This is a genomic window from Bradyrhizobium sp. AUGA SZCCT0431 (assembly GCF_018131065.1).
GTDB lineage: Bacteria > Pseudomonadota > Alphaproteobacteria > Rhizobiales > Xanthobacteraceae > Bradyrhizobium.
Genome location: NZ_JAFCLR010000007.1, coordinates 17628 through 41593 on the forward strand (window position 1 = coordinate 17628; position 23966 = coordinate 41593).

Annotated in this window: 25 protein-coding genes; 9 read left to right on the forward strand and 16 right to left on the reverse strand. The window is 63.5% G+C overall.

Features of this window, described 5'->3' with window-relative positions; genetic code table 11:
• Positions 1-21 precede the first annotated feature (21 nt).
• Positions 22-510 (forward strand): 5-(carboxyamino)imidazole ribonucleotide mutase, encoded by a 489-nt coding sequence (gene purE, locus JQ567_RS08105; RefSeq protein ID WP_212438343.1) that lies wholly within the window; start codon positions 22-24, stop codon positions 508-510.
• Positions 507-1607: a 5-(carboxyamino)imidazole ribonucleotide synthase gene (locus JQ567_RS08110; RefSeq protein WP_212438344.1), complete on the forward strand. Its 1101-nt coding sequence runs from the start codon at positions 507-509 to the stop codon at positions 1605-1607. Before purE ends, JQ567_RS08110 begins: the two co-directional genes overlap by 4 nt.
• 43 nt (positions 1608-1650) lie before the next feature.
• Here JQ567_RS08110 and aqpZ read toward each other — a convergent pair whose 3' ends face one another.
• A complete protein-coding gene (gene aqpZ / locus JQ567_RS08115; protein ID WP_212438345.1) occupies positions 1651-2373 on the reverse strand; it encodes an aquaporin Z in 723 nt (240 codons plus the stop codon).
• 262 nt (positions 2374-2635) lie between these two features.
• Between aqpZ and rpsU the strand changes: the two genes are divergently transcribed.
• Together rpsU and JQ567_RS08125 are read left to right on the forward strand one after the other, a co-directional pair.
• The gene (rpsU, locus tag JQ567_RS08120; protein WP_192736788.1) at positions 2636-2944 is read left to right on the forward strand and encodes a 30S ribosomal protein S21; all 309 of its coding nucleotides are present in this window, start codon (positions 2636-2638) and stop codon (positions 2942-2944) included.
• A gap of 195 nt (positions 2945-3139) precedes the next feature.
• A complete protein-coding gene (locus JQ567_RS08125) occupies positions 3140-3772 on the forward strand; it encodes a tetratricopeptide repeat protein (protein ID WP_212438507.1) in 633 nt (210 codons plus the stop codon).
• 214 nt (positions 3773-3986) lie between these two features.
• On the opposite strand, the gene JQ567_RS08130 is transcribed toward JQ567_RS08125, so the two are convergent.
• The 14 genes from JQ567_RS08130 to JQ567_RS08195 form a co-directional block, all read right to left on the reverse strand.
• On the reverse strand, positions 3987-4973 hold the full coding sequence (locus JQ567_RS08130) for a hypothetical protein (RefSeq protein ID WP_312017370.1): 987 nt from the start codon (positions 4971-4973) through the stop codon (positions 3987-3989).
• 142 nt (positions 4974-5115) lie between these two features.
• Complete coding sequence (locus JQ567_RS08135; protein WP_192736790.1) at positions 5116-5400, reverse strand: cupin domain-containing protein; 285 nt, start codon at positions 5398-5400, stop codon at positions 5116-5118.
• A gap of 31 nt (positions 5401-5431) precedes the next feature.
• Positions 5432-6529, reverse strand: coding sequence for a calcium:proton antiporter (locus tag JQ567_RS08140; protein ID WP_212438346.1), 1098 nt, complete (start codon positions 6527-6529; stop codon positions 5432-5434).
• 56 nt (positions 6530-6585) lie between these two features.
• Positions 6586-7392, reverse strand: a complete 807-nt coding sequence (locus JQ567_RS08145) for an alpha/beta hydrolase (protein ID WP_212438347.1) — start codon at positions 7390-7392, stop codon at positions 6586-6588.
• Between the two features lie 18 nt (positions 7393-7410).
• On the reverse strand, positions 7411-8808 hold the full coding sequence (locus JQ567_RS08150; RefSeq protein WP_212438348.1) for an NAD(P)(+) transhydrogenase (Re/Si-specific) subunit beta: 1398 nt from the start codon (positions 8806-8808) through the stop codon (positions 7411-7413).
• Between the two features lie 43 nt (positions 8809-8851).
• Positions 8852-9169: a proton-translocating transhydrogenase family protein gene (locus JQ567_RS08155; protein WP_009398926.1), complete on the reverse strand. Its 318-nt coding sequence runs from the start codon at positions 9167-9169 to the stop codon at positions 8852-8854.
• 19 nt (positions 9170-9188) lie between these two features.
• Positions 9189-10313 carry a Re/Si-specific NAD(P)(+) transhydrogenase subunit alpha gene (locus JQ567_RS08160; protein WP_212438349.1) on the reverse strand — a complete coding sequence of 375 codons (1125 nt, stop codon included), beginning with the start codon at positions 10311-10313 and terminating at the stop codon, positions 9189-9191.
• Between the two features lie 137 nt (positions 10314-10450).
• Positions 10451-10603 (reverse strand): aa3-type cytochrome c oxidase subunit IV, encoded by a 153-nt coding sequence (locus JQ567_RS08165; RefSeq protein WP_211999441.1) that lies wholly within the window; start codon positions 10601-10603, stop codon positions 10451-10453.
• 80 nt (positions 10604-10683) lie between these two features.
• A complete protein-coding gene (locus JQ567_RS08170; RefSeq protein WP_212438350.1) occupies positions 10684-11070 on the reverse strand; it encodes a type II toxin-antitoxin system death-on-curing family toxin in 387 nt (128 codons plus the stop codon).
• A complete protein-coding gene (locus tag JQ567_RS08175; protein WP_212438351.1) occupies positions 11067-11348 on the reverse strand; it encodes an AbrB/MazE/SpoVT family DNA-binding domain-containing protein in 282 nt (93 codons plus the stop codon). The genes JQ567_RS08170 and JQ567_RS08175 overlap by 4 nt, the downstream gene beginning before the upstream one ends.
• 122 nt (positions 11349-11470) lie before the next feature.
• On the reverse strand, positions 11471-12058 hold the full coding sequence (locus JQ567_RS08180) for an intradiol ring-cleavage dioxygenase (RefSeq protein WP_212438352.1): 588 nt from the start codon (positions 12056-12058) through the stop codon (positions 11471-11473).
• Between the two features lie 74 nt (positions 12059-12132).
• Positions 12133-14010 carry a M3 family oligoendopeptidase gene (locus JQ567_RS08185; protein ID WP_212438353.1) on the reverse strand — a complete coding sequence of 626 codons (1878 nt, stop codon included), beginning with the start codon at positions 14008-14010 and terminating at the stop codon, positions 12133-12135.
• Positions 14011-14053: 43 nt separating this feature from the next.
• Positions 14054-14488: a hypothetical protein gene (locus JQ567_RS08190; RefSeq protein ID WP_212438354.1), complete on the reverse strand. Its 435-nt coding sequence runs from the start codon at positions 14486-14488 to the stop codon at positions 14054-14056.
• Between the two features lie 2 nt (positions 14489-14490).
• Positions 14491-14823 (reverse strand): helix-turn-helix domain-containing protein, encoded by a 333-nt coding sequence (locus tag JQ567_RS08195; protein WP_212265615.1) that lies wholly within the window; start codon positions 14821-14823, stop codon positions 14491-14493.
• A gap of 101 nt (positions 14824-14924) precedes the next feature.
• Between JQ567_RS08195 and JQ567_RS08200 the strand changes: the two genes are divergently transcribed.
• The 5 genes from JQ567_RS08200 (at position 14925) to JQ567_RS08220 (ending at position 22053) form a co-directional block, all read left to right on the forward strand.
• On the forward strand, positions 14925-15266 hold the full coding sequence (locus tag JQ567_RS08200) for a hypothetical protein (protein WP_212438355.1): 342 nt from the start codon (positions 14925-14927) through the stop codon (positions 15264-15266).
• Between the two features lie 126 nt (positions 15267-15392).
• The gene (locus JQ567_RS08205; RefSeq protein ID WP_212438356.1) at positions 15393-16028 is read left to right on the forward strand and encodes a TerC family protein; all 636 of its coding nucleotides are present in this window, start codon (positions 15393-15395) and stop codon (positions 16026-16028) included.
• Positions 16029-16131: 103 nt separating this feature from the next.
• Positions 16132-17634 (forward strand): sigma-54 dependent transcriptional regulator, encoded by a 1503-nt coding sequence (locus tag JQ567_RS08210; RefSeq protein ID WP_212438357.1) that lies wholly within the window; start codon positions 16132-16134, stop codon positions 17632-17634.
• 346 nt (positions 17635-17980) lie between these two features.
• Positions 17981-20149 carry a murein L,D-transpeptidase gene (locus JQ567_RS08215; RefSeq protein WP_212438358.1) on the forward strand — a complete coding sequence of 723 codons (2169 nt, stop codon included), beginning with the start codon at positions 17981-17983 and terminating at the stop codon, positions 20147-20149.
• A 269-nt stretch (positions 20150-20418) separates the two neighbouring features.
• Positions 20419-22053: a DUF882 domain-containing protein gene (locus JQ567_RS08220; RefSeq protein WP_212438359.1), complete on the forward strand. Its 1635-nt coding sequence runs from the start codon at positions 20419-20421 to the stop codon at positions 22051-22053.
• Between the two features lie 88 nt (positions 22054-22141).
• On the opposite strand, the gene JQ567_RS08225 is transcribed toward JQ567_RS08220, so the two are convergent.
• Positions 22142-23902: an adenylate/guanylate cyclase domain-containing protein gene (locus JQ567_RS08225; RefSeq protein WP_212438360.1), complete on the reverse strand. Its 1761-nt coding sequence runs from the start codon at positions 23900-23902 to the stop codon at positions 22142-22144.
• Between the last annotated feature and the right edge of the window lie 64 nt (positions 23903-23966).

Consider the following 23966-nt stretch of genomic DNA (forward strand, 5'->3'; position numbering starts at 1 on the left):
TTCCCCAATAGAATTGACGAGATGACCGCACCGATCGCCATCATTATGGGAAGCCAGTCGGACTGGGAGACCATGCACCACGCCGCCGACACGCTGGCGGCGCTCGGGGTCGATTGCGAAAAACGCATTGTCTCGGCCCATCGCACCCCCGACCGGCTGTTTGCTTTCGCCAAGGGCGCCAAGGCGGCCGGCTTCAAGATCATTATCGCCGGTGCCGGGGGTGCGGCGCATCTGCCGGGCATGGCGGCGGCGCTGACCGAGCTCCCGGTGTTCGGCGTTCCCGTCGAATCCAAGGCGCTGTCCGGCGTCGATTCGCTCTATTCGATCGTGCAGATGCCCGCGGGCGTCCCCGTGGGCACCCTTGCGATTGGCAAGGCCGGCGCGATCAACGCCGCCCTGCTCGCCGCCAGCGTATTGGCGCTGCACGATCCGGCGCTGGCGACGCGCCTGGCTGCCTGGCGCAAGCAGCAGACCGATGCGGTCAAAGAGCGGCCGGAGGGCTTGGCGTGACGGCTTCCAACAATGTGAAGCTGAAGCCCGGCGACACCATCGGAATTCTCGGCGGCGGGCAACTGGGCCGGATGCTGGCGATGGCCGCGGCGCGCCTCGGCCTCCGCTGCCAGGTGTTTTCGCCGGACCCGGATTCGCCGGCCTTTGACGTGGTGCTGAACGCCACCTGCGCGGAATATGCCGATGTCGAGGCGCTCGAACTGTTCGCCAACGACGTCAACGTCATCACCTATGAATTCGAGAATGTGCCGGCCGCCACCGCCATGGTGCTGGCGGCGCGCCGTCCGGTGCTGCCAGCCCAGAAGATCCTCGAGACCACGCAGGACCGGCTGGTCGAAAAGGATTTTGTGATGCGCCTCGGTATCGGCACCGCCGACTATGCCGACGTGTCGTCGGTGGAAACCCTGCGGGCGGCGATCAAGAAGATCGGCCTGCCCGCCGTGATCAAGACCCGCCGCTTCGGCTATGACGGCAAGGGCCAGGCGATCATCCGCGACGGCGACGATTTCACCCGGGTCTGGGAAGACCTCGGCACCAAATCGGCGATCCTCGAGGCCTTCATTCCGTTCGAACGCGAGATCTCGGTGATCGCTGCGCGCTCGGTCGACGGCCAGGTCGAGAGTTTCGACGTCACCGAAAACGAGCACCGCGATCACATCCTGAAAATCTCGCGCGCGCCGGCGCAGATATCGGATGCGCTGGCGACGCAGGCACGCGGCATCGCCGAGCAGATCGCAACCGCGCTGAACTATGTCGGCGTGCTCGCGGTCGAAATGTTCGTGGTAGCGGAAAATGGCGGGCCGAAAGTGCTGGTCAACGAGATCGCGCCGCGGGTGCATAATTCCGGACACTGGACGCTGGACGGCGCCTCGATCTCGCAGTTCGAGCAGCACATCCGCGCCATCGCCGGCTGGCCGCTCGGCAAACCGGTCCGTCACGGCGAGGTCACCATGACGAACCTGATTGGCGACGACATCCTCGGCTACGAGCAGTGGCTGACGGTTCCCGGCGCCACCGTGCACCTTTACGGCAAGGGCGCGCCGAAGCCGGGCCGCAAGATGGGTCACGTCACCGAAGTGTCGCCGCGCAAGAAATAGCAGCAAGCCCGCATCACGCAGGCTTGCGCCAGGCGGCCTTGCGCTAGGCCGGCTTGCGGCCCTCGACGACGCCGGAGGGCTCCTCGCTGAGCCAGCGATAGATCACCCCGCCCAGCACGCCGCCGATCAGCGGCGCCACCCAGAACAGCCAGAGCTGCGCCAGCGCCCATCCGCCGACGAACAGCGCAGGCCCGGTGCTGCGTGCCGGATTCACCGAGGTGTTGGTGACGGGAATGCTGACGAGGTGGATCATGACAAGCGCCAATCCGATCGCCAGCGGTGCAAAGCCCGCCGGCGCCTTGCCATGGGTCGCGCCCATGATGATGAACAGGAACATCATGGTCATCACCACCTCGGTGATGAAGCAGACAACCATGCTGTACTTGCCGGGCGAATGCGCGTCATAGCCATTCGACGCAAAACCCTTGGTGACGTCGAAACCGGCAGCGCCGCTTGCGATCACATAAAGCAGCGCCGCCGCCGCAACGGCGCCGATTACCTGCGCGATGATGTAAGGCGCGATTTGCCCGGTTGGAAAGCGCCCGCCTGCGGCAAGCCCCACCGTGACGGCCGGATTGAGATGGCAGCCGGATACATGGCCGATCGCATAGGCCATGGTGACGACGCTCAGCCCGAACGCAAAGGACACCCCGACCAGTCCGATACCCACCTGCGGAAAGGCGGCGGCGATGACGGCGCTGCCGCATCCCGCAAATGTCAGCCAGAACGTGCCGATGGCCTCGGCGGCATATTTCTTCGTATCCATGGTTGTCTCCCCAGATTGTTGTTGCCGGCTTGCTCAAAACTCCGGGAACAGCCTCGATCTTGGCACATAACTTCCCAAATCAGGGCCGAACAGCGTCAGATTTGCCGCATTTCATGGCTTAACTTGGTCCGGCTGTTCGCTTCACAGGTGGACATCCCAGGTTTTGTCTGGTAAATGCCCGCGTTCAGGTTAAGGGCTAGGCCTTTTGCCAGCTCTTCGCTTTACCAGAATTCCTATCCGATCAATTGAAAGAGGATGCCGCGTGCAGGTTCTCGTCCGCGATAACAATGTCGATCAAGCCCTCAAGGCGCTGAAGAAGAAGATGCAGCGCGAGGGTATTTTCCGCGAGATGAAACTCCGCGGCCATTACGAAAAGCCCTCCGAGAAGAAGGCCCGTGAAAAGGCCGAAGCCGTGCGCCGCGCGCGCAAGCTGGCTCGCAAGAAGCTGCAGCGCGAAGGCCTGCTGCCGATGAAGCCGAAGCCGGTGTTCGGTGCTGGCCCCGGTGGCGACCGTGGTGGTCCCGGTGGCGGTCGTGGCGGCCCGGGTGCAGGTCCGCGCGGACCGCGCTGAACGACCCAGCAGATTTGAATTGGAAAGCGCGGGCCCCGGCTCGCGCTTTTTTCATTTGGCTTTTTTCTTTGGGTTTTTTGTTTGTCGGTCCGTGGGCTTGACGGGTTCGGTCCGCCGGTTGCGGCTATTTTGACCGATGCATTTTGCGGCGTGCCGGGCTACCTATGCGCCATGAACGCGCGAGCATTCCGCCATATGGCCATCCCGGCCTCCTGTTCGTTTTCTCGTGGCGTGCGCCGTACGGCCGTACTTGTCGCGCTGCTGACGATGCCGCTTGGCGGCTGCTCGTTCGATCTGGGATCGTGGGGTGCGGACAGCCCAAAGCCGCAGCCCGTGGCGCAGAAACCGACCGACAATATCAGCGCGCGTAGCGTCAGAGACTCGCAAGGCTATGCCACCCGCGGCCAGGTGCTCGCCAAGTCCGGCAAGAACGAAGAGGCGCTGGCGGAATTCGATCGCGCCCTCGCACTCGATCCGTACAACGTCCAAGCGCTCTACGGCCGCGGGCTGATCTATCAAGGCGAGAAACAGTACCAGCAGGCGATCGAGGATTTCACCGCCGCCAACGGCCTGACGCCGCAAAAGGTCGAACCGCTGCTCGGCCGCGCAACAAGCTATCTCGCGATCGACAAGGCCAAGGAAGCGGCCGCCGACCTCGACGAGGCGGTGCAGGCCGATCCCAACAGCGCACCGGCGTGGTCAGCCCGCGGGCAGGCCTATGAACGGCTCGGCGACAAGGGCAAGGCGGCTGCTTCCTATGGCCGCGCCATTGCAATCCGCCCCAAGGACGACGCCGCACGCAGCGGCCTGGCCCGCACCGGCGGGTAGCGCGTTTTCCAGCGAAGCATGCCCTCGGACTTGATCCGGGGGTGGATACCGGTTCGCGTCGAGAAAACGCGTAAAATCAAGAATCCAGAGCCCCGTTCCGATTCAATCGGAACGCGGCTCTAGACGCAAAATCGCGAAAACAACCCCATGCAAAGTAGAGACCCGGTCGCGGCGATGCCTGCGTCCGGGGTACGAGAAGACACGATCCTATGGATTATTTCGGCAGGACGGCGTGAAACACCGACTTCGCCGCCGACAGCACGTCCTCGGCCACCGAGGTCTTCTCGCGCACGGACGGCTCCGCCATATCGGCCCGCAAATCGAGCGGACGCGAGACCGGAATTTCGGCCGGCGGCGTCGGACGGCGCGGATCGACAGACGCATTGGCTGCGTAAGGCGGCCTGCCCTGGTCGAAGGTCTCCCCTCCTGAAGGCGTCGAGACCGAGATCGGCGGCGGCAGCGGGCGAAGCGCCGGCGCGGTTGCGACCCGCGGCGTTTCGCTTCGTGGCGTCTCGATCCGCGGGGTCTCGATCCGCGGCGTCTCGACTCGCTGAGCTTCTGGGCTGCGCACCACTTCGGGTGCACGTGGCGAACCATCATTGTTGACCCGCAGACGCTCGATCGCAGCGCGCGCGAGGTCGTTGGCGTCGCGGCGCTCATCCGGCACCGACGCGGTTTCGACCGGCGGCGCGGCGACAGGCGCCGGCGGCGCGGCCGCGACGGCCGGCGCTACGGGCTGCACCGGTGACGGCAGCACGACCCTGATCTTTTCCTTTTCGCGTTCGCGCGGCGCGGCGCGGGTGGCGCGCGGCTCGGCCGGAACGCTCGCGGTCTCGGCCGGCGCGTCGGCGGGCTTCGCGTCAGCCTTTACGTCAGGCTTCACGTCCGCCTTCACATCCGCTTTGGCTTCAACCTTCTCGACCACCGCCGGCCGTTCGGCCGCGGTCTTCTCGAGGAGGGCTTTTTCGGAAATGCCCTTGGCCCTGACGCCCGCCGCCGGCGGGCTACCGGTTTCCGCGGCCTTGGTGTCCTGGGTCTTGGCTGCAGCTTTGGGGTCGGCAGCCGATACGGCGGCGGCGACAGGGGCGTCCGTGCCCGGCCTGGTGACGATGTAATGATTGACGATGTAAGCCCCGATGACGGTCGCTGCCACCGAAGGCAGGATGTCGATCGTGAATTTCGAAATATACTTCTTCAGCATGCCGGCCACTCCCCGCGGCAAGTTTGATGCTGGAACTTCTGGGCATATTGAGGGATCAACTAAGACGGATCGGTGGCAATTGTGCAGTTCCTCATTAGGCCCGCGGGCTGCCCCTGTTCCGGCGCCCCCGGGGCGGTGGCGGTCAGGGCTTTAGCTCGACCTCCAGGAACACGATCTCGGTTGCCGTTTCGTTGAGCACGTCGTGCTCGACGCCCGCTTTGCGGAAATAGGACTTGCCGACGGCAAGCTGCGCCTTCGAGCGTTCGCCGTTCGGCGCCACGATGGTCATTTCGCCCGATGTCACCGGCACGATGACATAATCCATCCCATGGGTGTGGTGGCCGGTGGCGCTGCCCGGCGCCAGCCGCCATTCGGTGACGCGAACTTCCGGTGTGTCGACCTGAACGTCTGACGTGGCGCTGAGCATTTTGGATGAACTCCAGGGAACGACAAGGGAACTACGGCACGAATACCATGAACAGGAATACGGCGAACACCACCATGTGGACCAGCCCGAACAGGATGTTGGTGCGTCCGGTGCCGAAGGTGAGCATGCTGAGGACGAAGGTCAGCACCAGCAGCACCATCTCCTGCGTGTTGAGGCCGAGCACCAATTGCTTGTCGAGCGCGTAAGCGGCGACGGCGACGGCGGGGATCGTCAGCCCGATGGTCGCAAGCGACGAGCCGAGCGCCAGATTGATGCTCTTCTGCAGGTCGTTCTTGCGGGCGGCAGAAATGGCGGCGACGCTTTCCGGCAGCAGGATCAACAACGCCACCAGCACGCCCGCGAAAGCCGGCGGCGCGCCGATGCTGGCAATCGCGATATCGACCACAGCTGAGAATTTCTTGGCCAGCAGCACCACCGCCAGCAGCGACAGCAGCAGCAGCGCGATGCTGATCGCCAGCATCCGGTTCGACAGCAGCGATCCGTCGGCCGCATCGCCCGTGGCATCGTTGATGAAATAATCGCGATGACGGATGGTCTGGGTATAGAGAAACACGCAATAAAGAATGAGTGTGACGACGCTGACAAATCCGAGCTGTGCCGCCGAATAGATCGGGCCTGGCGCCGTCAGTGTGTAGTTGGGCATGATCAGCGTAATAGTCGCCATCACGAACAGCACGCTGAGATAAAGGTTGGCCCCGGAGACCTGGAAATCCTGCTCGCGATAGCGCAGCCCGCCGATGAAGATGCAGAGACCGACCAGGCCGTTGCACACGATCATCACCACCGCGAACACGGTGTCGCGCGCCAGCGCCGGCACCGGTTTTTCACCGAGCATGATGGTCGCGATCAGCGCAACCTCGATGATGGTGACCGCCAGCGTCAGCAGCAGCGTGCCGTAGGGCTCGCCGATCCGTTCCGCGATCATTTCGGCGTGATGCACGGCTGCGAACACCGTACCGAACAGGATCGTCAGCAACAGCGCCGCAAACAGCAATCCGCCGGCCGTCGGCGCGAACGTCAGCCCGAGTGCGGTCGCGATCGCAAAGAGCGCCATCGCCAATGCGGGGAAAATCCACGCCGATTTCGGCATCGGGCCGTGCGCGCTCATGCGATTAGATCCTTGAAATCACTGCGGTCCGACTATGCAGCAAACCATCGCCGCCGTCAGCCTTTTGCGGCGTTGATGAATTGCCGCGCTGCTGCCGTTGCACCATAAGCATCGAGATCGTTGTGGCCGCCGTCAGGGAACCTTACGAACGTCTTGGGCTCGTGCGCCTGCGCAAACAGGCGTTCGCCAAATGCGATCGGGATCGTGGCATCGAGCGCGCCATGCAGGACCAGTAGCGGCGCGTTCACCCGCGCGATGCGCTGCTCGGAATGGAATGGATCCTTCATCGCCCAACGAACGGGGAAGATCGGAAATGCGGCAGCGCCAACGTCGGCAAGCGATGTATAGGGCGCCTCCAGAATGATCTTTCCAACCGGCTGCTCCGCCGCCAGCGCCACCGCGACGCCGGTGCCGAGCGAAAAACCCCAGGCCACGATCTTGTCCGCGCTGTATCGCGCCGTCGTGAAGGCATAGGCCGCGGCCGCATCCTGCAGCAAACCGCGCTCGCTCGGCTGTCCGCTCGAGCCGGCATAGCCGCGGTAGGACATCGCGACGACACCAGCGCCGTCGGCGATCAGCTCGCGAAAGCGGCCAAAGAAGCCGGCGAGGAAATCACCGTTGCCGTGGAAATAGAGAATGACCGGATAGCCGGGCTTGGCGGGAACATGCCAGACGATGATCTTCTCACCGTCCGCCGTGGTCAGAACGTGCTCTTCGGCTTCCGGGAAACCGGCCGCCTGCGGCGTCGTGCGTGTGGCCGTTGGTATCGGAAACAGGAACGAGCGCTGCAAGAAGAACAGCGCGGCAAGCCCGCAGGCATAACCGACCGAAACGACAATCAGCAGCCATTTCAGGACGGTCATGACTTCCCGTGAGCGGAGTTACATCCCCTTGACGATGTTCTCGGTCACCTTCTTGGCGTCGCCGAGCAGCATCATGGTGTTGTCGCGATAGAACAAGGGATTGTCGATGCCGGCATAGCCCGACGCCAGCGAGCGCTTGATGAACATCACGGTGCCGGCCTTCCAGACCTGCAGCACCGGCATGCCGTAGATCGGCGAGGTCTTGTCGTCCTCGGCCGCCGGATTGGTGACGTCGTTGGCGCCGATCACGAAGGCGATGTCAGCCTGCGCGAATTCGGAATTGATGTCCTCGAGTTCAAACACCTCGTCATAGGGCACGTTGGCTTCGGCCAGCAGCACGTTCATGTGCCCGGGCATGCGGCCCGCGACCGGGTGGATGGCGTACTTCACCTCGACGCCTTCCTTCTTCAGCAGATCGCCCATTTCGCGCAGCGCGTGCTGGGCCTGCGCCACCGCCATGCCGTAGCCGGGCACGATGATCACCTTCTGCGCGTTCTTCATGATGAAGGCCGCGTCGTCGGCCGAGCCGAGTTTGGCGGGCTTCTGCTCGCCACCGGCACCGCCGGCCGCCGCGGTCTCGCCGCCGAAGCCGCCTAGAATGACCGAGATGAAGGAACGGTTCATCGCGTGGCACATGATGTAGGACAGGATCGCGCCCGACGAGCCGACCAGCGCGCCGGTGATGATCAGCGCGGAATTGCCGAGCGTGAAGCCGATGCCGGCCGCGGCCCAGCCGGAATAGGAGTTCAGCATCGAGATCACGACCGGCATGTCGGCGCCGCCGATCGGAATGATCATGAGCACGCCGAGCACCAGCGCGATGATCGTGATCAGCCAGAAGTCGAGCGCGCTGCCGGACCGCACCAGACCGAAGATGAAGAACACCAGCGCCAGACCCAGCGCGATGTTGATGATGTGGCGCGCCGGCAGGATGATCGGCGCGCCGCTCATGCGGCCGGACAGCTTCAGGAACGCGATCACGGAGCCGGTGAAGGTCAGCGCACCGATCGCGACGCCGAGCGACATTTCGATCAGGCTCGCGGCGTGAATCTGCCCGGGCTTGCCGATGTCGAACGCTTCGGGCGCGTAGAACGCGCCGGCGGCCACCAGCACCGCGGCCATACCGACCAGCGAGTGGAAGGCGGCGACCAGTTCCGGCATCGAGGTCATCGGCACCCGCCGCGCGATCACGGCACCGATGCCGCCGCCGATGGCGATGCCGAGGATGACAAGCACCCAGGCGATGCCGTCCGTCGGCGGATGACTGGCGAGCGTGGTCGCGACCGCGATCGCCATGCCGACCATGCCGAACAAATTGCCCTGGCGGGACGATGCCGGACTGGACAAGCCGCGCAGCGACAGGATGAACAGCACACCCGCCACGAGATACAATACTGCAGCCAGATTGGCGTTCATCTCAGGTCCCCTATTGTCTTCGCCACCCCGAGGTGCACGCCGCTCACTTTACCTTCTTCTTGTACATCGCCAGCATGCGCTGGGTGACAAGGAAGCCGCCGAAGATATTCACGCAAGCGAAGATCAGCGCGATGAAGCCGAAGCCGCGCGCCCAGCCGCTGCCGCTCGAGATCATGGGAACGCCGACCGCGAGCAGCGCGCCGACCACGATCACCGACGAGATCGCGTTCGTCACCGACATCAGCGGCGTATGCAGCGCGGGGGTCACCGACCAGACCACGAAGTAGCCGACGAAAACGGCAAGGACGAAGATCGACAGCCGGAACACGAAGGGATCGACGGCCTGTGCAATATGATCCATGGCGGCTCTCCTAGGCTGGCTATTTAGGCTGGAAGTTCGGATGGATGACGGCGCCGTCTCTGGTCAGCGCGGTGGCCTTGACCAGTTCGTCTTCCCAATTGACCGCAAGCGCCTTGTTCGGCTTGTCGATCATGGTCTCGATGAAGGAAAACAGGTTGCGGGCGTACAGGCTCGAGGCGGACTGCGCGACACGGCCCGCGACATTGGTGTAGCCGACGATCTTGACGCCATCGGTATCGACGACTTCGCCCGCCCTGGCGCCCTCGACATTGCCGCCGCGCTCAATCGCCAGATCGATCAGGACCGAGCCGGGCTTCATCGACTTGACCATGTCAGCGCTGACAAGCTTCGGCGCCGGGCGGCCCGGGATCAGCGCGGTCGTGATGATGATGTCCTGCTTCTTGATGTGTTCGGCGGTGAGGGCGGCCTGCTTGGCCTGATACTCTTTCGACATTTCCTTGGCATAGCCGCCGGCGGTCTGGGCGTTCTTGAACTCCTCATCCTCGACAGCGAGGAATTTGGCGCCGAGACTTTCGACCTGCTCCTTGGTGGCGGGCCGCACGTCGGTCGCGGTGACGACGGCGCCAAGCCGGCGCGCGGTCGCGATCGCCTGCAGGCCGGCGACGCCGACGCCCATCACGAACACTTTTGCCGCGGGAACCGTGCCCGCTGCGGTCATCATCATCGGGAAAGCGCGGCCGAACGCCTCAGCGGCCTCGATCACCGCGCGGTAGCCGGCAAGGTTGGCCTGCGACGACAACACGTCCATCACCTGCGCGCGGGTAATGCGCGGCATCAATTCCATCGCGAAGGCAGACACGCCGGAGTCGGCGATGGTCTTGAGCGCCGCCTCGTTGCCGTAGGGGTCCATAATGGCGATGACCAGGGCGCCGCGCTTGTATTGGCCGAGTTCAGAGGCCTCCGGCCGCTTCACCTTGATGATGATGTCGGCATCCTTCAGCGCGTCCGCACTGATGGTAGCGCCGGCCGCGGTATATTCGGAATCCGGCAGGCCCGACTTGATGCCTGCTCCCGGCTCCACCACCACTTCGGCGCCAATCGCCTTGAACTTCTTCACGGTGTCGGGGGAAGCAGCCACCCGCGGTTCGGACGGATCGATTTCCTTGGCAACGGCAATCTTCATGGGGCCTCCGGCGGCGCGATGGGCGCGCGCGCAAGCAAACTAGCGTTATTTCCGCTTAGTTGGATACCGGTTTCATGACCGGGCGACGTGCAAATTTTTCTGGTCACCGCCGCCCGGGCGGTGCAGCCGGCGACGCATCAGGTCAGGAAGTAGCCCATCAGGGCGACGATCACGACAACGGCCAAGGTGCCGTATTTGACCAGCATGATGAACCCTTCATAGGTCTGCTCATGGGCCGGATAATCGTTGCCGTCAGCGGTCGTGTAGGCCACTTCGCTATGGTCTGCCATCGGTATCCCCAGTCAATCCACGATCTGGCGTGCAATTACCGCAAAGCCGCCAGCAGGGCAACGGGACAAAGCCTATCGGGTCATTCGGAAGGCCAATTATCCCGGATCCAGCGGGTCAGGCTTTCCTCGCTGACCTCGCCCGCGGCGAGGGACAGGATGATGGCCGCCGCCTCCGCCTCCGGCACGATAAAGTCGATCCCGTTGACGCCGAGGAAGGTATACAGCGCCAGCAGCGAAGTACGCTTGTTGCCGTCCACGAACGGATGATTGCGCGCGATGCCGAAGGCATAGGCTGCCGCCAATTCGGCCAGCTCAGCCTGCTCGTATGACCATCGGTTTTTCGGCCGATCGAGCGCTGATTCCAGCATGCCTTGATCGCGCAAACCGCTGGCGCCGCCATGGATCGTGAGTTGCTCGTCGTGGATCGCGACGATCATCTGACTGGTGAGCCAAAACGGCTCGGTCATTTGGCAAGTTCAGCCAGCGCATTGTGATAGCGCTTCATGCCTCGCCGGGCGACTTCCATCGCCTTCTCAAAATCCGGGTCGTGCGGGGTGAGAATCAGGCCGCCGCCAGGCTGCTCAATTGGAAACAGCTTGTCGCCCTCCTTGAGATTGAGCCGGGCAAGGAGCTCTTTCGGCAGAATTACGCCAACCGAATTGCCGATCTTCCGGATTTGCAGGACGGTATCCGCAGGCTTGTATTCGCTGGGGGCTTCGTTCAGGCCGCGAGGGGTTTTGGTCATGACACCGGCTCCGTTATACAGAATGTATAACATATCTTTGGGGTCCGTTCAACAAATGTATTACGGCACCTGACAACCGATCTACCTAAGCAACCCCAGCGCTCCGCGGGCGGTGCGAGCCCCTAGCCGACCACAAAATCGAACCGCCCGGCGAGCCATCCGGCGTTCTTGGCGGTGCGCACCAGCAACTCCTTGCGGAACAGGCCATCGGAGCGGTTTTGTGCCTCGCCGGGGAAATAGAGCTGGGTGGTCAGCACGCGGCCGCCGCGCGGCTGTACCTTCACATGGATGTGGCGGGTGCGGCCGGGATAAACGCCGGGCACGACGCTGCGCAATCGATAGCGCCCTTCCGCATCGGTGAATTGATGACCGCGCAGCCGGAAGCCGGAATTGTCATACTGGCCCCGGCCGTCGGCCTGCCAGAAATCCAGCAAGGCGCCAGAGACCGGCTTGCAGTCGCGGGAAAGGACAAACCCGACCAGTTCGATCGGCTGCCCCGCCATCCCCTCTTCAAACAGTTCGACCCGCTCCGGCGAGGACGGCTTGAAGTACGGCCCTTCGGTCTGCGCCAGCGTTGCCGCCTCGCTGTCGTGGCAGGCGGGCGTGGGGGGAAGCGGCGCCTGGGCAACACTGCTTTCGATCCCGAACAGCGAACCGGCCACCAGGGCGCCCGCTCCAAGCACTGCGCGTCGTGTCGGCGTGTCGACCATGAGCACTCCACTCCTGACGTCGCCGCCATGATGGGATGCGATGACGGCCGAAGTTTGTCGCCGCGGCGCGTGCGTCAGCCCATCGTTTCCAGTTCGTCGATCATGCCGGCGATGACCGACAGCCCGCCGTCCCAGAACTTGGGATCCTTGGCATCGAGCCCGAACGGCTTCAGCAGTTCGGAATAATGCTTGGTGCCGCCGGCCGCCAGCATCGCAAGGTAGCGCTCGGCAAAGCCGTCGGAGGCGTTCTCGTAGACCGCATAAAGCGAGTTCACCAGGCAATCGCCGAATGCATAGGCGTAGACGTAGAACGGCGAATGGATGAAGTGCGGGATGTACATCCAGAAATTCTCGTAGCCCGGGCGGATGTCGATGGCCGGCCCGAGGCTTTCGCCCTGCACGCTGAGCCAGATCTCGCCGATGCGCTTTGCGGTCAATTCGCCGTTCTTGCGCTCGGTGTGGATGGCGCGCTCGAACGAATAGAACGCGACCTGCCGCACCACGGTGTTGATCATGTCCTCGACCTTGCCGGCGAGCAGCGCCTGACGCTGCTTGGCGTTTTTGGTCTGCCCGAGCAGCCGCTTGAAGGTCAGCATTTCGCCGAACACGCTGGCGGTTTCGGCGAGCGTCAGCGGCGTCGGCGCCATCAGCGCTCCATTTTTGGCCGCCAGCACCTGGTGCACGCCGTGGCCGAGCTCATGCGCCAGCGTCATCACGTCGCGCGGCTTGCCTTGATAGTTCATCAGCACATAGGGATGCGCCGACGGCGTGGTCGGATGCGAGAACGCACCGGGCGCCTTGCCCGGCCGCACCGGCGCGTCGATCCAGCGGTCGGTGAAGAAACGCTCGGCGATATCGGCCATCTCGACCGAGAAGCCGCGATAGGCCGTCAGCACCATGTTGCGGGCCTCGGGCCAGGCGATCGTGCCGGTCGCCGCGAACGGCAGCGGCGCGTTGCGATCCCAATGCGCCAGCTTCTTCTTTTTGAACCAGCCGGCCTTGAGCGCGTAATAACGATGCGACAGCCGCGGATAGGCTGACCTGACCGATCCGACCAGCGCATCGACCACCTCGCGCTCGACGCGGTTGTTGAGATGCCGGGAATCCGCGACATCCGCAAAGCCGCGCCAGCGATCGGAAATCTCCTTGTCCTTGGCGAGCGTGTTGGTGACGAGCGCAAAGGTCCGCTCATTCTCCTTGAAGGTTTTCGCCAGCGCCTGCCCCGCGGCCTTGCGCTTTTCCGGTGCGCGGTCCTGCAGGAAATTGAGCGTCGGCTCGATCGCCAGTTCTTTTCCACCGACCTTGAAGCGCAGGCCGGAGATGGTCTGGTCGAACAGCCGGTTCCAGGCGGCATAGCCGCTCTGGGATTTTTCGTGAAACAACTGCTCGACGCGATCCTCGAGCTGATAGGGCTTGTCCTTGCGCAGATCCTCGATCCACGGGCGATAGTAGGCGAGTTCGGGCGTCAGCAACGCGCGCTCAATCACGGCATCGTCCACGCGGTTGAGTTCGAGCCCGAAGAACAGCAGATGCACCGATGCGGCCGTTAGCCGCTCCGAAACGTCGCCGTAGAATTTCGTGATCGCGGGATCGACGCTGTCGCCGGCGTGGACAAGGCCGGCATAGGAGCCAAGGCGGCCGGCGAGGTCGTCGATCGCCTCGTAGCGCTTGACCGCAGCGGCGAGCCACTGCCCGCCACTATCCTTTGCAACGTTTTCGGCCAGTTTGCCCTTGTAGTCCGTCTCGAACGCGATGCATTCGGCATCCATCTCCTGCAAGTCACGCGCGACTTCGGGGGCGTCGATGCCGGAATAGAGGTCGGCCAGATTCCATTCCGGCAGTTTGCCGGTTTTCGATTTGGCTGCGGTGGCCTTGCTGACGGCAGTTCCCTTGCTGATTGCGGTTTTGCGGGACGTCTTGCTGGCGCGGGATGTCGCAGATTTCGCGTTCATGAACACTTTCAAATTGGCGTGATGATTTTTTTTGACGAGGCGATCAGGCGAACGCTGCCAGCTGCGGCGCCAGCTGCACCAGCAGCTCTTCGCCTTCCGCGATCAGCTCGAGCTTTTCGTAAACCGCGCTCCGAATCGCGCACCACAGCATGATCGCCCGAACCATCAGCCACGACGTGGACGGGACCGCGGCCCTCGCGTGCAGCGCGACGAGATCGAGGTTTCGATGCTCGAACAGCAGCCGGCCCGACCCGTCTTCCAGAACATAGCGCGCCCCGATCCGGGACACACACAGCTCGCAGGCCTGATCCGGAAGCGGGCCCAACAGATAGAACTGGGCATCGCCTCTTTCGGTCGTGCCGGTTTCCCATTCGCGGCCGGTGGATGGCGCGAGCGCAGCCTGCAATGCCGCGCAGATTGTATTGAGTTCCCGTTCGCTCCAGATGCCGGTTTCCTGTGTGCGCTCGAACGCAACCACACTCATTTGCTTTCCGCTCCGAACAGCAGCCGGTGCAATTCCGGCTCGTAGTACAATAATAGATGCCTAGCGAACGCCGCCTGTTCAAGACCCAGCTCGCTGGCCCACGCGCCCATAATTTCAGTTGGAACGCGGCTGAACCCGTTCTCGACCTGTGAGATGAACGTATAATATTTGAGACCGAGCCGCGCGGCGAGATCAGCCTGCGACAATCCGGCATCGGCCCTGCGCAGCTTGAGCCAATCCCCAGCCTGTTTCCGCAATTGCCGGGCTTCCGTGGCGACCTTGCCCGGCAGCTGTCCAGCGAAAACATCTTGATGTTTTGCTCGTTTCATGATTACTAAACTACCTAGATTGAATTCCGGAACAGCCAATGTTCCCTACCACAATCTTGCGGTTTCCCTCAGTTCGCGAATCTTTGGGAGGACAATAATCCATGGCTATCGCAGATCGCAGTCAGATTGTCCGGACCAAGGGCCAGGAAAACACCACCCGCGGCAAGGAGCTGATGGCCGGCATCCTGCTGGTGGCGCTGATCGCGACGCTCGGAATCCGCAACCTCGTGCCTGTTGATGCGCTGACGCCCGCGATTGTCACCATGCTGTTTGCGATCGGCGCGACGACGGCCGGCTTCGCGCTGCTGTGCCGACGCGACCGGTTCCGCACCATGTGGTTCGACCTCGCCGGCAGCCTGACTTTCATCGGCATCGTGCTGTCCGTTCTGATCGAGCCGGACCAGATGATCAGGCTCTTCGCCCTTTCGGACCAACCTGAGTAGCGGGAACAGTTTTTCCGCAGATCGACCTTTTCGTCTTTTTTGACTGTGCACGTCCAAGCCCGGGCCCCTCTGGCAGTTCAAGCGAACTGCGATGTCGGATTGGACTCCTGAACGGAGTGGCCCCGCATGCTGGACTTAATTACCTCGCAACACCTGACAGCGCTTTTCCAGGTCATCATGATCGACCTGGTGCTCGCGGGCGACAATGCGATCGTCATCGGGCTTGCAGCCGCCGGGCTACCCGAGGGTCAGCGCAAGAAAGCGATTGTGATTGGCATTCTGGCCGCCACGGCCCTGCGGATCGGCTTCGCCTCCATTACGGTCCAGCTGCTGCAACTCATAGGACTGTTGCTCGCCGGCGGCATTCTCCTGCTTTGGGTGTGCTGGAAGATGTGGCGCGAATTGCACACGTCGCATCAACCGAAGTTTCAGAGTTTGTCGTCCGCAGCGATCGATACATCACCCGGTGCGGGCCGCCAGAAGACGCTTGGCCAGGCCGTCTGGCAGATCACGCTCGCCGACGTGTCGATGTCGCTCGACAATGTGCTCGCCGTCGCAGGTGCGGCGCGCGAGCATCCAATGATCCTGATATTCGGTCTGACACTTTCCATTGCGCTGATGGGGCTCGCCGCCAACTTCGTCGCGCGCCTCCTGGAAAAGCATCGCTGGATCGCCTATGTCGGCCTCGCGATCATCCTCTATGTGGCTTTCGACATGTGCTATCGCGGCGCTCTGGAGGTGTGGCCACACATCAACGTTTAGCCGCTCCCCACACAGCCGGCCCTCCAACAATTAAGTGTGCGTTAATCGCCATAGGCGAGAGTGCCCCGATTCGATACAGTTAGCGTAACGTGCGGGGTAAACCATGGCTGCTACCATTCTGATTGCTGATGACGACGCGGTGCAGCGCCGTCTGGTAGAAAACATGGTGCAGAAGTGCGGTTATGAGTGCCTCGTCGTCGACAGCGGCGACGCCGCCGTGGCCTTGCTGACCGCCCCCGACGCGCAAGCGATCGATGCCGTCGTTCTCGATCTCGTGATGCCCGGCCTCGACGGGCTCGGCGTGCTCGCAAAAATTCGTGATGCCGGATTGACCGTTCCCGTCATCGTGCAGACCGCCCATGGCGGCATCGACAATGTGGTTTCGGCGATGCGCGCGGGCGCGCAGGATTTCGTCGTCAAGCCGGTCGGCTTCGAACGGCTGCAGGTGTCGCTGCGCAACGCGCTCAACACGCAGGCCTTGAAGGGCGAATTGCAGCGCATCCGTCACAGCCGCGAAGGCCGGCTGACCTTTGCCGATATCATCACCCGCAGCGAAACCATGGCAGGCGTGCTGCGCACCGCGCAGAAGGCCGCCTCATCGGGTATTCCGGTGCTGATCGAAGGCGAGTCCGGCGTCGGCAAGGAATTGTTTGCCCGCGCCATCCACGGCAGCAGCGAGCGCAAGGCCAAGCCGTTCGTGGCCGTCAACTGCGGCGCGATCCCCGACAATCTGGTGGAATCGATCCTGTTCGGTCACGAGAAGGGCGCTTTCACCGGCGCCACCGAACGCCACATGGGCAAGTTCGTCGAAGCTTCCGGCGGGACGCTGTTCCTCGACGAGGTCGGCGAACTGCCGCTTGCAGCCCAGGTAAAGCTGCTTCGCGCATTGCAGGAAGGCACGGTCGAGGCCGTCGGCGGCCGCAAGCCGGTGAAGGTCGATGTCCGCATCATTTCGGCGACCAACCGCAAATTGCTCGACCTCGTGAAGAACGGCGCATTCCGCGAGGACCTGTTCTATCGCCTGCACGTGCTGCCGCTGACCATTCCTCCGCTTCGCTTGCGCCGGGAAGACATCCCGCATCTGTTGCGGCACTTCCTGGCGCGGTTCAGCGCCGAAGAGAACCGCACCATCACCGGCATCAGCGGTGAAGCCATGACGCATCTGGCGCAGCTCGATTGGCCCGGCAATATCCGCCAGCTCGAAAACACCGTGTATCGCGCCGTGGTGCTGAGCGAGAGCGACCAGCTTGGCCTGTCGGACTTCCCGCATGCCGCCGCCCACCATATCGTCCCGGACACGGACACCCAGGCTCTACACGGCGAACCGCTGATCGTGGGTCCGTCGACGGCGCCTGCGATGGTGTCAGGTAATGAGATACCGATTGCGCCGCTGAGCAACACCGGCAGTCTCGCGATGCTGACCTCCGCGGGCGAGGTGCGGCCGCTCGAGGAAATGGAAAATGAGATCATCCGTTTCGCGATTTCGCACTATCGCGGGCAAATGTCGGAAGTGGCGCGCCGGCTGAAGATCGGCCGCTCCACGCTCTATCGCAAACTCGATGAGGCCGCCGCCAACGATCCGGCTGAGGGCGCGCAAGATAACTAATTGGGTAGCATTGACCCCGACGGAGGATTGTGGCGCTCCGGTGGCAAGCGCTATCGGTGTTCTGGAACCTTCGGACCGTGGCTTGCCGGTGACAGACAAATGCCGGGGGGCATGGCAAAACCGCGCCACCCGAATTGCAACTGGTGGTTTGAGGTCAGTTTGTCGTGAGTTGCCCCCCATGGCGCTGGCTGCATGAAAGGGGCGCATGTATCGTCTGCGTTTGAATCGTTGCGTGCAGGCGTACCGACTTAAAGCGATCGAGGCCGGCGCTTTCGCGCAAGCTGTGACGAGCGATACCTGAAGGACTGCTCCATGCCGGGGCGGTTCCGCCCAAGGGGGTGTGACGATGCGTGACTGTTCGACCAACCGTGCTGGATTTGACCGCGTGCTGATCGCTGTCGCGGCAACCTTCCTCGCGGTGTCCGCGACCTCTGCACTGGCCGGTCAGAGCGATACGCCCCGGGCCAGTGCTGCAGAGCTCGCAATCGATGCAGCGGTCCCGCGTCCCGAGCCGGCCAACGTTCCACCGCCGACCATCGGCGATTTCAAGATCGAGAGCACCGCTTCGGTGCCCGATCCGGCCAAAACGACAGCGCCGGCGCCGGGCATGACCGCAACCGTTCCCGATCCGAAGCCGGCGGAAACCGTCACCGCGCCCGCGGCCGACGCCCCCAAGAGCGACACTCCCAAGAGCGACACCGCGACCACGACGCCCGCAACGCCTGCGCCCGCAACGGCTGCGGCGCCTGCCGCGGAGCCGGTGAAGGCCGCGAGCAGTGTCGCGCCGGCCGATCAGCCGGTCGCCGACAAATTGCGCGACATGCTTGCCAGCAAGGCGCTGCGCACGTTCGATCGCAAGGGCGAGCGCGCCGCGGTCGAAAAATTCTACAGCGCCCGCGAATATGCTCCGCAGTGGACGCAGGCGGGCAAACTGACCGCCAGCGCCAAGGGCGTCGTCGCGCGCCTGAAGGATGCTGCTGCCGACGGCCTCAATCCCGCCGACTATCCGGTGCCGGATTTCGCAGCCGCCACCTCGCCCGACCAGCTGGCCGACGCCGAACTGAAGCTGACCGCCAGCATGCTGGACTATGCACGCCAGGCGCAGAGCAGCCGGATGCACTGGTCGCAGCTCTCGTCCGACATTCTCTACCCCGAGCATCCGACCGATCCGGCCGAAGTTCTGGCCAACATCTCGACCGCCAAGGATGCTTCCGCAGCGCTCGAGGGCTACAACCCGCCGATCAAGCTGTACAAGGATTTGAAGGCCAAGCTCGCCGAGCTGCGCGGTCAGGGTGAAGGCCCGGTGGTGCAGATCGCCGAAGGCGCTCCGCTCGCATTCAAGGCCGCCACCAAGAAACAGCCGGAGGTCGCCCCCGAAGATCCGCGTGTGCCGCAACTGCGCGCCAAGCTCGGCGTCACCGAAAATCCCGACGACACCAAGTACGATGCCAAGGTCGCCGCAGCGGTGCGCAAATTCCAGGAAGGCGCCGACCTCAAGCCGACCGGCGTGCTCGACGACAAGACCGTCAAGGCCATCAACAGCCCGAAGCGTGACCGCCAGATCGACACCGTGATCGTCAACATGGAGCGGTTGCGCTGGCTGCCGCGCCAGCTCGGCGTGCCGTCGCTCAACAATGCCTACGTTATCCTCAACGTGCCCGACTTCACGCTCAAGGTGATGCAGGGCGGCGCCCAGGTCTGGACCACCCGCGTGGTGACCGGAAAGCCGGGAAACCACGCCACGCCGATGCTGACCGAGACGATGAAGTTCATCACCGTCAATCCGACCTGGAACGTGCCGCCGTCGATCATCTACAACGAATATTTGCCGGCGCTGCAGCAGGATCCGACCGTGCTGCAACGCATGGGACTGAAGCTCGAACGCAACCGCGACGGCTCGATCCACATCTCGCAGCCGCCGGGTGAGGCCAATGCGCTCGGCCGGATCCGCTTCAACTTCCCGAACAAGTTCCTGGTCTATCAGCATGACACCCCGGACAAGCACCTGTTCGCCAAGGATGAGCGCGCCTTCAGCCATGGCTGCATGCGGGTGCAGAATCCGGATCAGTACGCCTCGACGCTGCTCAACATCGTCATGCCGAACGACAAATACACGCCGGAAAAAATCCGCAGCATGTATGGCCGCAGCGAGATCGACCTGAGATTCCCGACGCCGATCCCGGTCCACATCACCTATCAGACCGCGTTCGTGGATGATTCCGGCAAGCTGCAGCTGCGCAGGGACGTCTACGGCCGCGACGCAAGGATGCTGCCGCTGCTCAAGAATTCCGGGAGCAGGGATCTGGAGAATGTTGTGGCCCATGCCAACCCGAGCTACGTCCGGCCGAGCGGCGCGTCACTGCCCTCCAACGTCGCCTTCAACAACGATTTCGGCAGCTCTGGTCCTTCGTTCTTCGAGCGGCTGTTCGGCGGACCATCGGTCACGCCCCCCGCGCCGGTCGGCCGCCGGCCGCAAGCGCAACCCCAGCAGCAGCGGCGGGTGTTCACCCGTTAATCCCCGGTGTCTTAATCCCCGGGTCCGGGTCTCCTGTCGAAATTTTTAAGTAAAATCAACGATCTCGCCGCTTTGGCGAGATCGTTTACGTTAACCATTATCCATCTCGGTTTTTGCACAGGGCACTTTTTCGCCACAGTCGACGGGTTAGGTTAAGCCTAACTTGGGGACGGGTCGGTAAACTTCGGTTAACCCTCCCGCTTTAATAAAGCGTTCACCCTCTTTCGCCCGGGGTTTGCGGAAGAGATTCATGATCGCTCGTCGACTGGGTGGGCTCATACGTGCTGGCTGGTTTCGCGCGCCAATTCAATTCGCTTCGTCTACCGAAGGCCGGATATCAAATCGGCCTGACTTCCCTGTTGCTCCTTGCCGGAGCCGGGTCGGTGCATGACGCGACCGCGCTGAACGAGACCCGGACGCTTTCTTTCCACCACACCCACTCCAACGAAGACCTCACCGTCACCTTCAAGCGCGACGGGCGCTACGACGAAGAAGGGCTGAAGAAACTCAATCACTTCCTCCGCGACTGGCGCAGCCAGGACCAGACCACGATGGATCGTCACCTCTTCGACATCCTCTGGGAAGTCTACCGCGACGTCGACGGCAAGCAGCCGATCCAGATCATCTCCGCCTACCGCTCCCCCGCCACCAATGCCATGCTCCGCCGCCGCTCGTCCGGCGTGGCCCGCTTCAGCCAGCATACGCTCGGCCACGCGATGGATTTCTTCATCCCGGGCATTCCGCTCGAGCAGATCCGCGCCGCCGGACTTCGCCTGCAGCGCGGTGGTGTCGGCTTCTACCCGACCTCGGGATCGCCGTTCGTTCATCTCGATACCGGCAGCGTCCGCCACTGGCCGCGCATGACCCATGACCAGCTGGCCAGGGTGTTCCCCAACGGTCGTACCGTCCACCTGCCCTCGAATGGTGGTCCGCTGAAGGGTTATGAACTGGCCCGCGCCGACATCGAGAAGCGCGGCAGTGGCGACGACGCCGCAACGGTGGGTAAGAAGCCCAGCCTGTTCGCCTCGCTGTTCAAGGGCGGCAAATCCAGCGACGAGGATGATGAGGGCAGCGCCCCCGTCACCGTCAGGAACGAGAAGCCCGCTCCTTCTGTGGTGGCCTTGGCCGCCGCCCCGAAGGCCGCCGAAGTCGTGCCGACGCCGCGCGCAAAGCCGGTTGCGGCAGCGATCCAACTGGCCTCGGCTGATGCGCAGATCGTTCCGGCGCCCAAATCCAAACCGGAGCCATCCAAACCGGCCGCGCAGGCTTCCGCCGACAAGCCAGCCGAGCCGAAACCGCAGACACCCGCCGACATCATCAACGCCCGCGGCTTCTGGGGCGATGCGCCGACGACGGCCAATCAGCCCACCCCCGTGCAGCTCGCGGCCCTCAGGGCCCGTCAGGCCGTCGGCGCCGCCGATCCCCAGCCGACCGCCAGCGTTACCGAGGCTTTCAACAAGGCGCTGGCCTACGCGCCGGCCGCCTCCTCGCCGGTTGACCGCGCCAACGTGGTTGCCGCCTCCGCGCCGATCCCGCGCACCGTGCGGCCGGCACGCAACGCTGCCGCTGCCGCCACCGAAATCAACACCGTCGTCGCCAAGGGATCGCAGGGCCAGGGCAGCGTGATTTCGACCTCGACGCGGCTTGCCGCCGCCAAGGGCAACGATGTCTGGATGCGGGTCGTGATGCTAGCGCCGAGCGCAAGCAACGCGATGTCGACGACCGTGCTGGGCGATACCGACATGACGCTGATGCGCAGCTATTTCATCAAGCCGCCGTTTGCGATCACGATGGGCTTTTCGGAAGATCCGATGCTGGGGATGACCACCGACCGGTTTACCGGATCGGCGACCGCCAAGCTCACCACGCAGTCTTTCGTCGTGCGCACGGCGTCACTGCGCTAAGCGCGCACAACTTCCATTAGCCTCGAAATCATCCGCGCGAGAGCGCGGGCCCTCAACGCTGTGATCACCGTGTTCGTGCTCGGCTGCGTCAGGCCGGCAAGCCCGCCTTGAGCAGGCCAGCCTCGTGACGCTGGCGGTCAACCGCGTGCTTGTAGTGCTGGGTGGCGAGGTAAACCGCCACCGAGAATGTCGGCTCTGATTTTAGGACCTCGGCCGCGTGCGCAGCGGCCGCAACCGCGTTGCCCATTTGCGCAAACGTGGCTGCGAGGAAGGCATGATGGGTGTAGTCGGGCCGTGTGATCCGCGAAAAGGCCTCGATGGCGTCGGCATACTTCTCGGCGCAGTAGCAGGCGCGCCCGAGGTGGCTCCAGAAGCGCTCCGGGTGGTACGGGTTGAGGCGCATCGCCTTCTTGATCCAGTCGATGCCTTCCTCCGGCCGCCCGAGCCAGGTTAGAAGCTCGCCCTGCTGCACCACGACAAGGTCGTAGTTGGGGTTGAGCGCGAGCCCTCGCTCCTGGTGATACGCGGCCTTGTCATGGTCGTTACGGTTCAGGTTCAGCGCGGCGAGAATCCGGTGCACGTCGCTGTCATTGTCGTCGAGCGCCAGCGTGACCTCCAGCTCCGCGGCCACCTGATCGAAGGTGGCATCGCGATCGGCACACCAGCCATAGACCCACGTCTGGCCCAGGACGCATGCTTTCCAGGCGTGGGCATGCGCATAGTTCGGGTCGAGCGCGAGGGCGCGGTCGAGCAGGCGCTGCGCTTCGGCGTTGTCCTCGCGCGTCGAGCGGTGGTGCCGCACCTTGGCAGCCAGCACGCACTCATAAGCCGCCATGCTCTCGGTCGGCTTGCGTTTTGCGCGGTCGTGCCTGGCGGCCTCGACCCTGCCGGGGAGCGTCGCGACGATCGCATGGGTGATCTCGTCCTGGATGGCGAATATGTCCTCAAGCTCGCGGTCGTAGCGTTCGGCCCAAACGTGCTGGTCGGTTTCTGCATCGATCAGCTGCACGGTGACGCGGACGCGATCGCGCGCCTTGCGCACGCTCCCCTCGAGGACGTAATCGACGCCAAATTCGCGCGCGACCTCGCGCACGTTGACCGCCTTGCCCTTGTGCACGAACGTCGAGTTGCGCGAGATGACGAGCAAATCGCGGAAGCGTGACAGCTCGGTAATGATGTCCTCGGTGAGGCCGTCCGCGAAGAATTCCTGCTCCGGATCGCCGCTCATGTTGGCGAGCGGCAGCACGGCGATCGACGGCTTCTTGGAGGCCGGCGCCGCCACCGCAGCGTCCTTCGCGCCCTCTGGCGCAGCTTCGGCGTCGAGCCGAACCCGGAAGACGCGGATCGGACGGACGATGTTCTTGACGCTCTGCTCGCCGAGATCCTCGAATGCGACGTCATCAAGCCGTTGGCCGACCTGATCGCGCACTGCGCCGGAGACACAGATGCCGCCAGGCTCGGCGAGCATTTCGAGACGCGCCGCCACGTTGACGCCGTCACCAAAGATGTCGTTGTCCTCGACGATTATGTCGCCAAGATTGATGCCGATCCGGAACTGTATCCAGCGTGCCGGCGAGACGTCGGCGTTGCGCCGCGCCATCCGGCGCTGAATCTCGGCAGCACACAGCACGGCGTCGGCGACGCTGCGGAATTCGACCAGCATGCCGTCGCCGGTGGTCTTGATGATGCGGCCATGGTTCTTCGTGATGACCGGATCAATGAGTTCGATCCGGTGGGTCTTGAGACGGGCAAGCGTCCCCGTCTCGTCAACCTCCATGAGCCGGCTATAACCGACCATGTCGGCGGCAAGGACCGCTGCGAGCCTCCGCTCTGGTCCAGGCACGTCCATTTCCAGTTTCCCTTGCGGGCAGCCTAACAGACGCGGGGCCGTGCCCCAAGCTGGTTTGCGCCGG

Bases quoted from the DNA above. Each gene is read 5' to 3' on its own strand.
- JQ567_RS08130 (WP_312017370.1), bottom strand. From the start codon at position 4,973: ATGCTGAAGAAGTATATTTCGAAATTCACGATCGACATCCTGCCTTCG.
- JQ567_RS08160 (WP_212438349.1), bottom strand. From the start codon at position 10,313: ATGAAGATTGCCGTTGCCAAGGAAATCGATCCGTCCGAACCGCGGGTG.
- purE (WP_212438343.1), top strand. From the start codon at position 22: ATGACCGCACCGATCGCCATCATTATGGGAAGCCAGTCGGACTGGGAG.
- JQ567_RS08225 (WP_212438360.1), bottom strand. From the start codon at position 23,902: ATGGACGTGCCTGGACCAGAGCGGAGGCTCGCAGCGGTCCTTGCCGCC.
- JQ567_RS08210 (WP_212438357.1), top strand. From the start codon at position 16,132: ATGGCTGCTACCATTCTGATTGCTGATGACGACGCGGTGCAGCGCCGT.
- JQ567_RS08125 (WP_212438507.1), top strand. From the start codon at position 3,140: ATGGCCATCCCGGCCTCCTGTTCGTTTTCTCGTGGCGTGCGCCGTACG.
- JQ567_RS08175 (WP_212438351.1), bottom strand. From the start codon at position 11,348: ATGACCAAAACCCCTCGCGGCCTGAACGAAGCCCCCAGCGAATACAAG.
- JQ567_RS08180 (WP_212438352.1), bottom strand. From the start codon at position 12,058: ATGGTCGACACGCCGACACGACGCGCAGTGCTTGGAGCGGGCGCCCTG.
- JQ567_RS08165 (WP_211999441.1), bottom strand. From the start codon at position 10,603: ATGGCAGACCATAGCGAAGTGGCCTACACGACCGCTGACGGCAACGAT.
- JQ567_RS08150 (WP_212438348.1), bottom strand. From the start codon at position 8,808: ATGAACGCCAATCTGGCTGCAGTATTGTATCTCGTGGCGGGTGTGCTG.
- JQ567_RS08135 (WP_192736790.1), bottom strand. From the start codon at position 5,400: ATGCTCAGCGCCACGTCAGACGTTCAGGTCGACACACCGGAAGTTCGC.
- JQ567_RS08205 (WP_212438356.1), top strand. From the start codon at position 15,393: ATGCTGGACTTAATTACCTCGCAACACCTGACAGCGCTTTTCCAGGTC.
- JQ567_RS08185 (WP_212438353.1), bottom strand. From the start codon at position 14,010: ATGAACGCGAAATCTGCGACATCCCGCGCCAGCAAGACGTCCCGCAAA.
- JQ567_RS08200 (WP_212438355.1), top strand. From the start codon at position 14,925: ATGGCTATCGCAGATCGCAGTCAGATTGTCCGGACCAAGGGCCAGGAA.
- JQ567_RS08170 (WP_212438350.1), bottom strand. From the start codon at position 11,070: ATGACCGAGCCGTTTTGGCTCACCAGTCAGATGATCGTCGCGATCCAC.
- JQ567_RS08155 (WP_009398926.1), bottom strand. From the start codon at position 9,169: ATGGATCATATTGCACAGGCCGTCGATCCCTTCGTGTTCCGGCTGTCG.
- aqpZ (WP_212438345.1), bottom strand. From the start codon at position 2,373: ATGGATACGAAGAAATATGCCGCCGAGGCCATCGGCACGTTCTGGCTG.
- JQ567_RS08215 (WP_212438358.1), top strand. From the start codon at position 17,981: ATGCGTGACTGTTCGACCAACCGTGCTGGATTTGACCGCGTGCTGATC.
- JQ567_RS08140 (WP_212438346.1), bottom strand. From the start codon at position 6,529: ATGAGCGCGCACGGCCCGATGCCGAAATCGGCGTGGATTTTCCCCGCA.
- JQ567_RS08195 (WP_212265615.1), bottom strand. From the start codon at position 14,823: ATGAAACGAGCAAAACATCAAGATGTTTTCGCTGGACAGCTGCCGGGC.
- JQ567_RS08145 (WP_212438347.1), bottom strand. From the start codon at position 7,392: ATGACCGTCCTGAAATGGCTGCTGATTGTCGTTTCGGTCGGTTATGCC.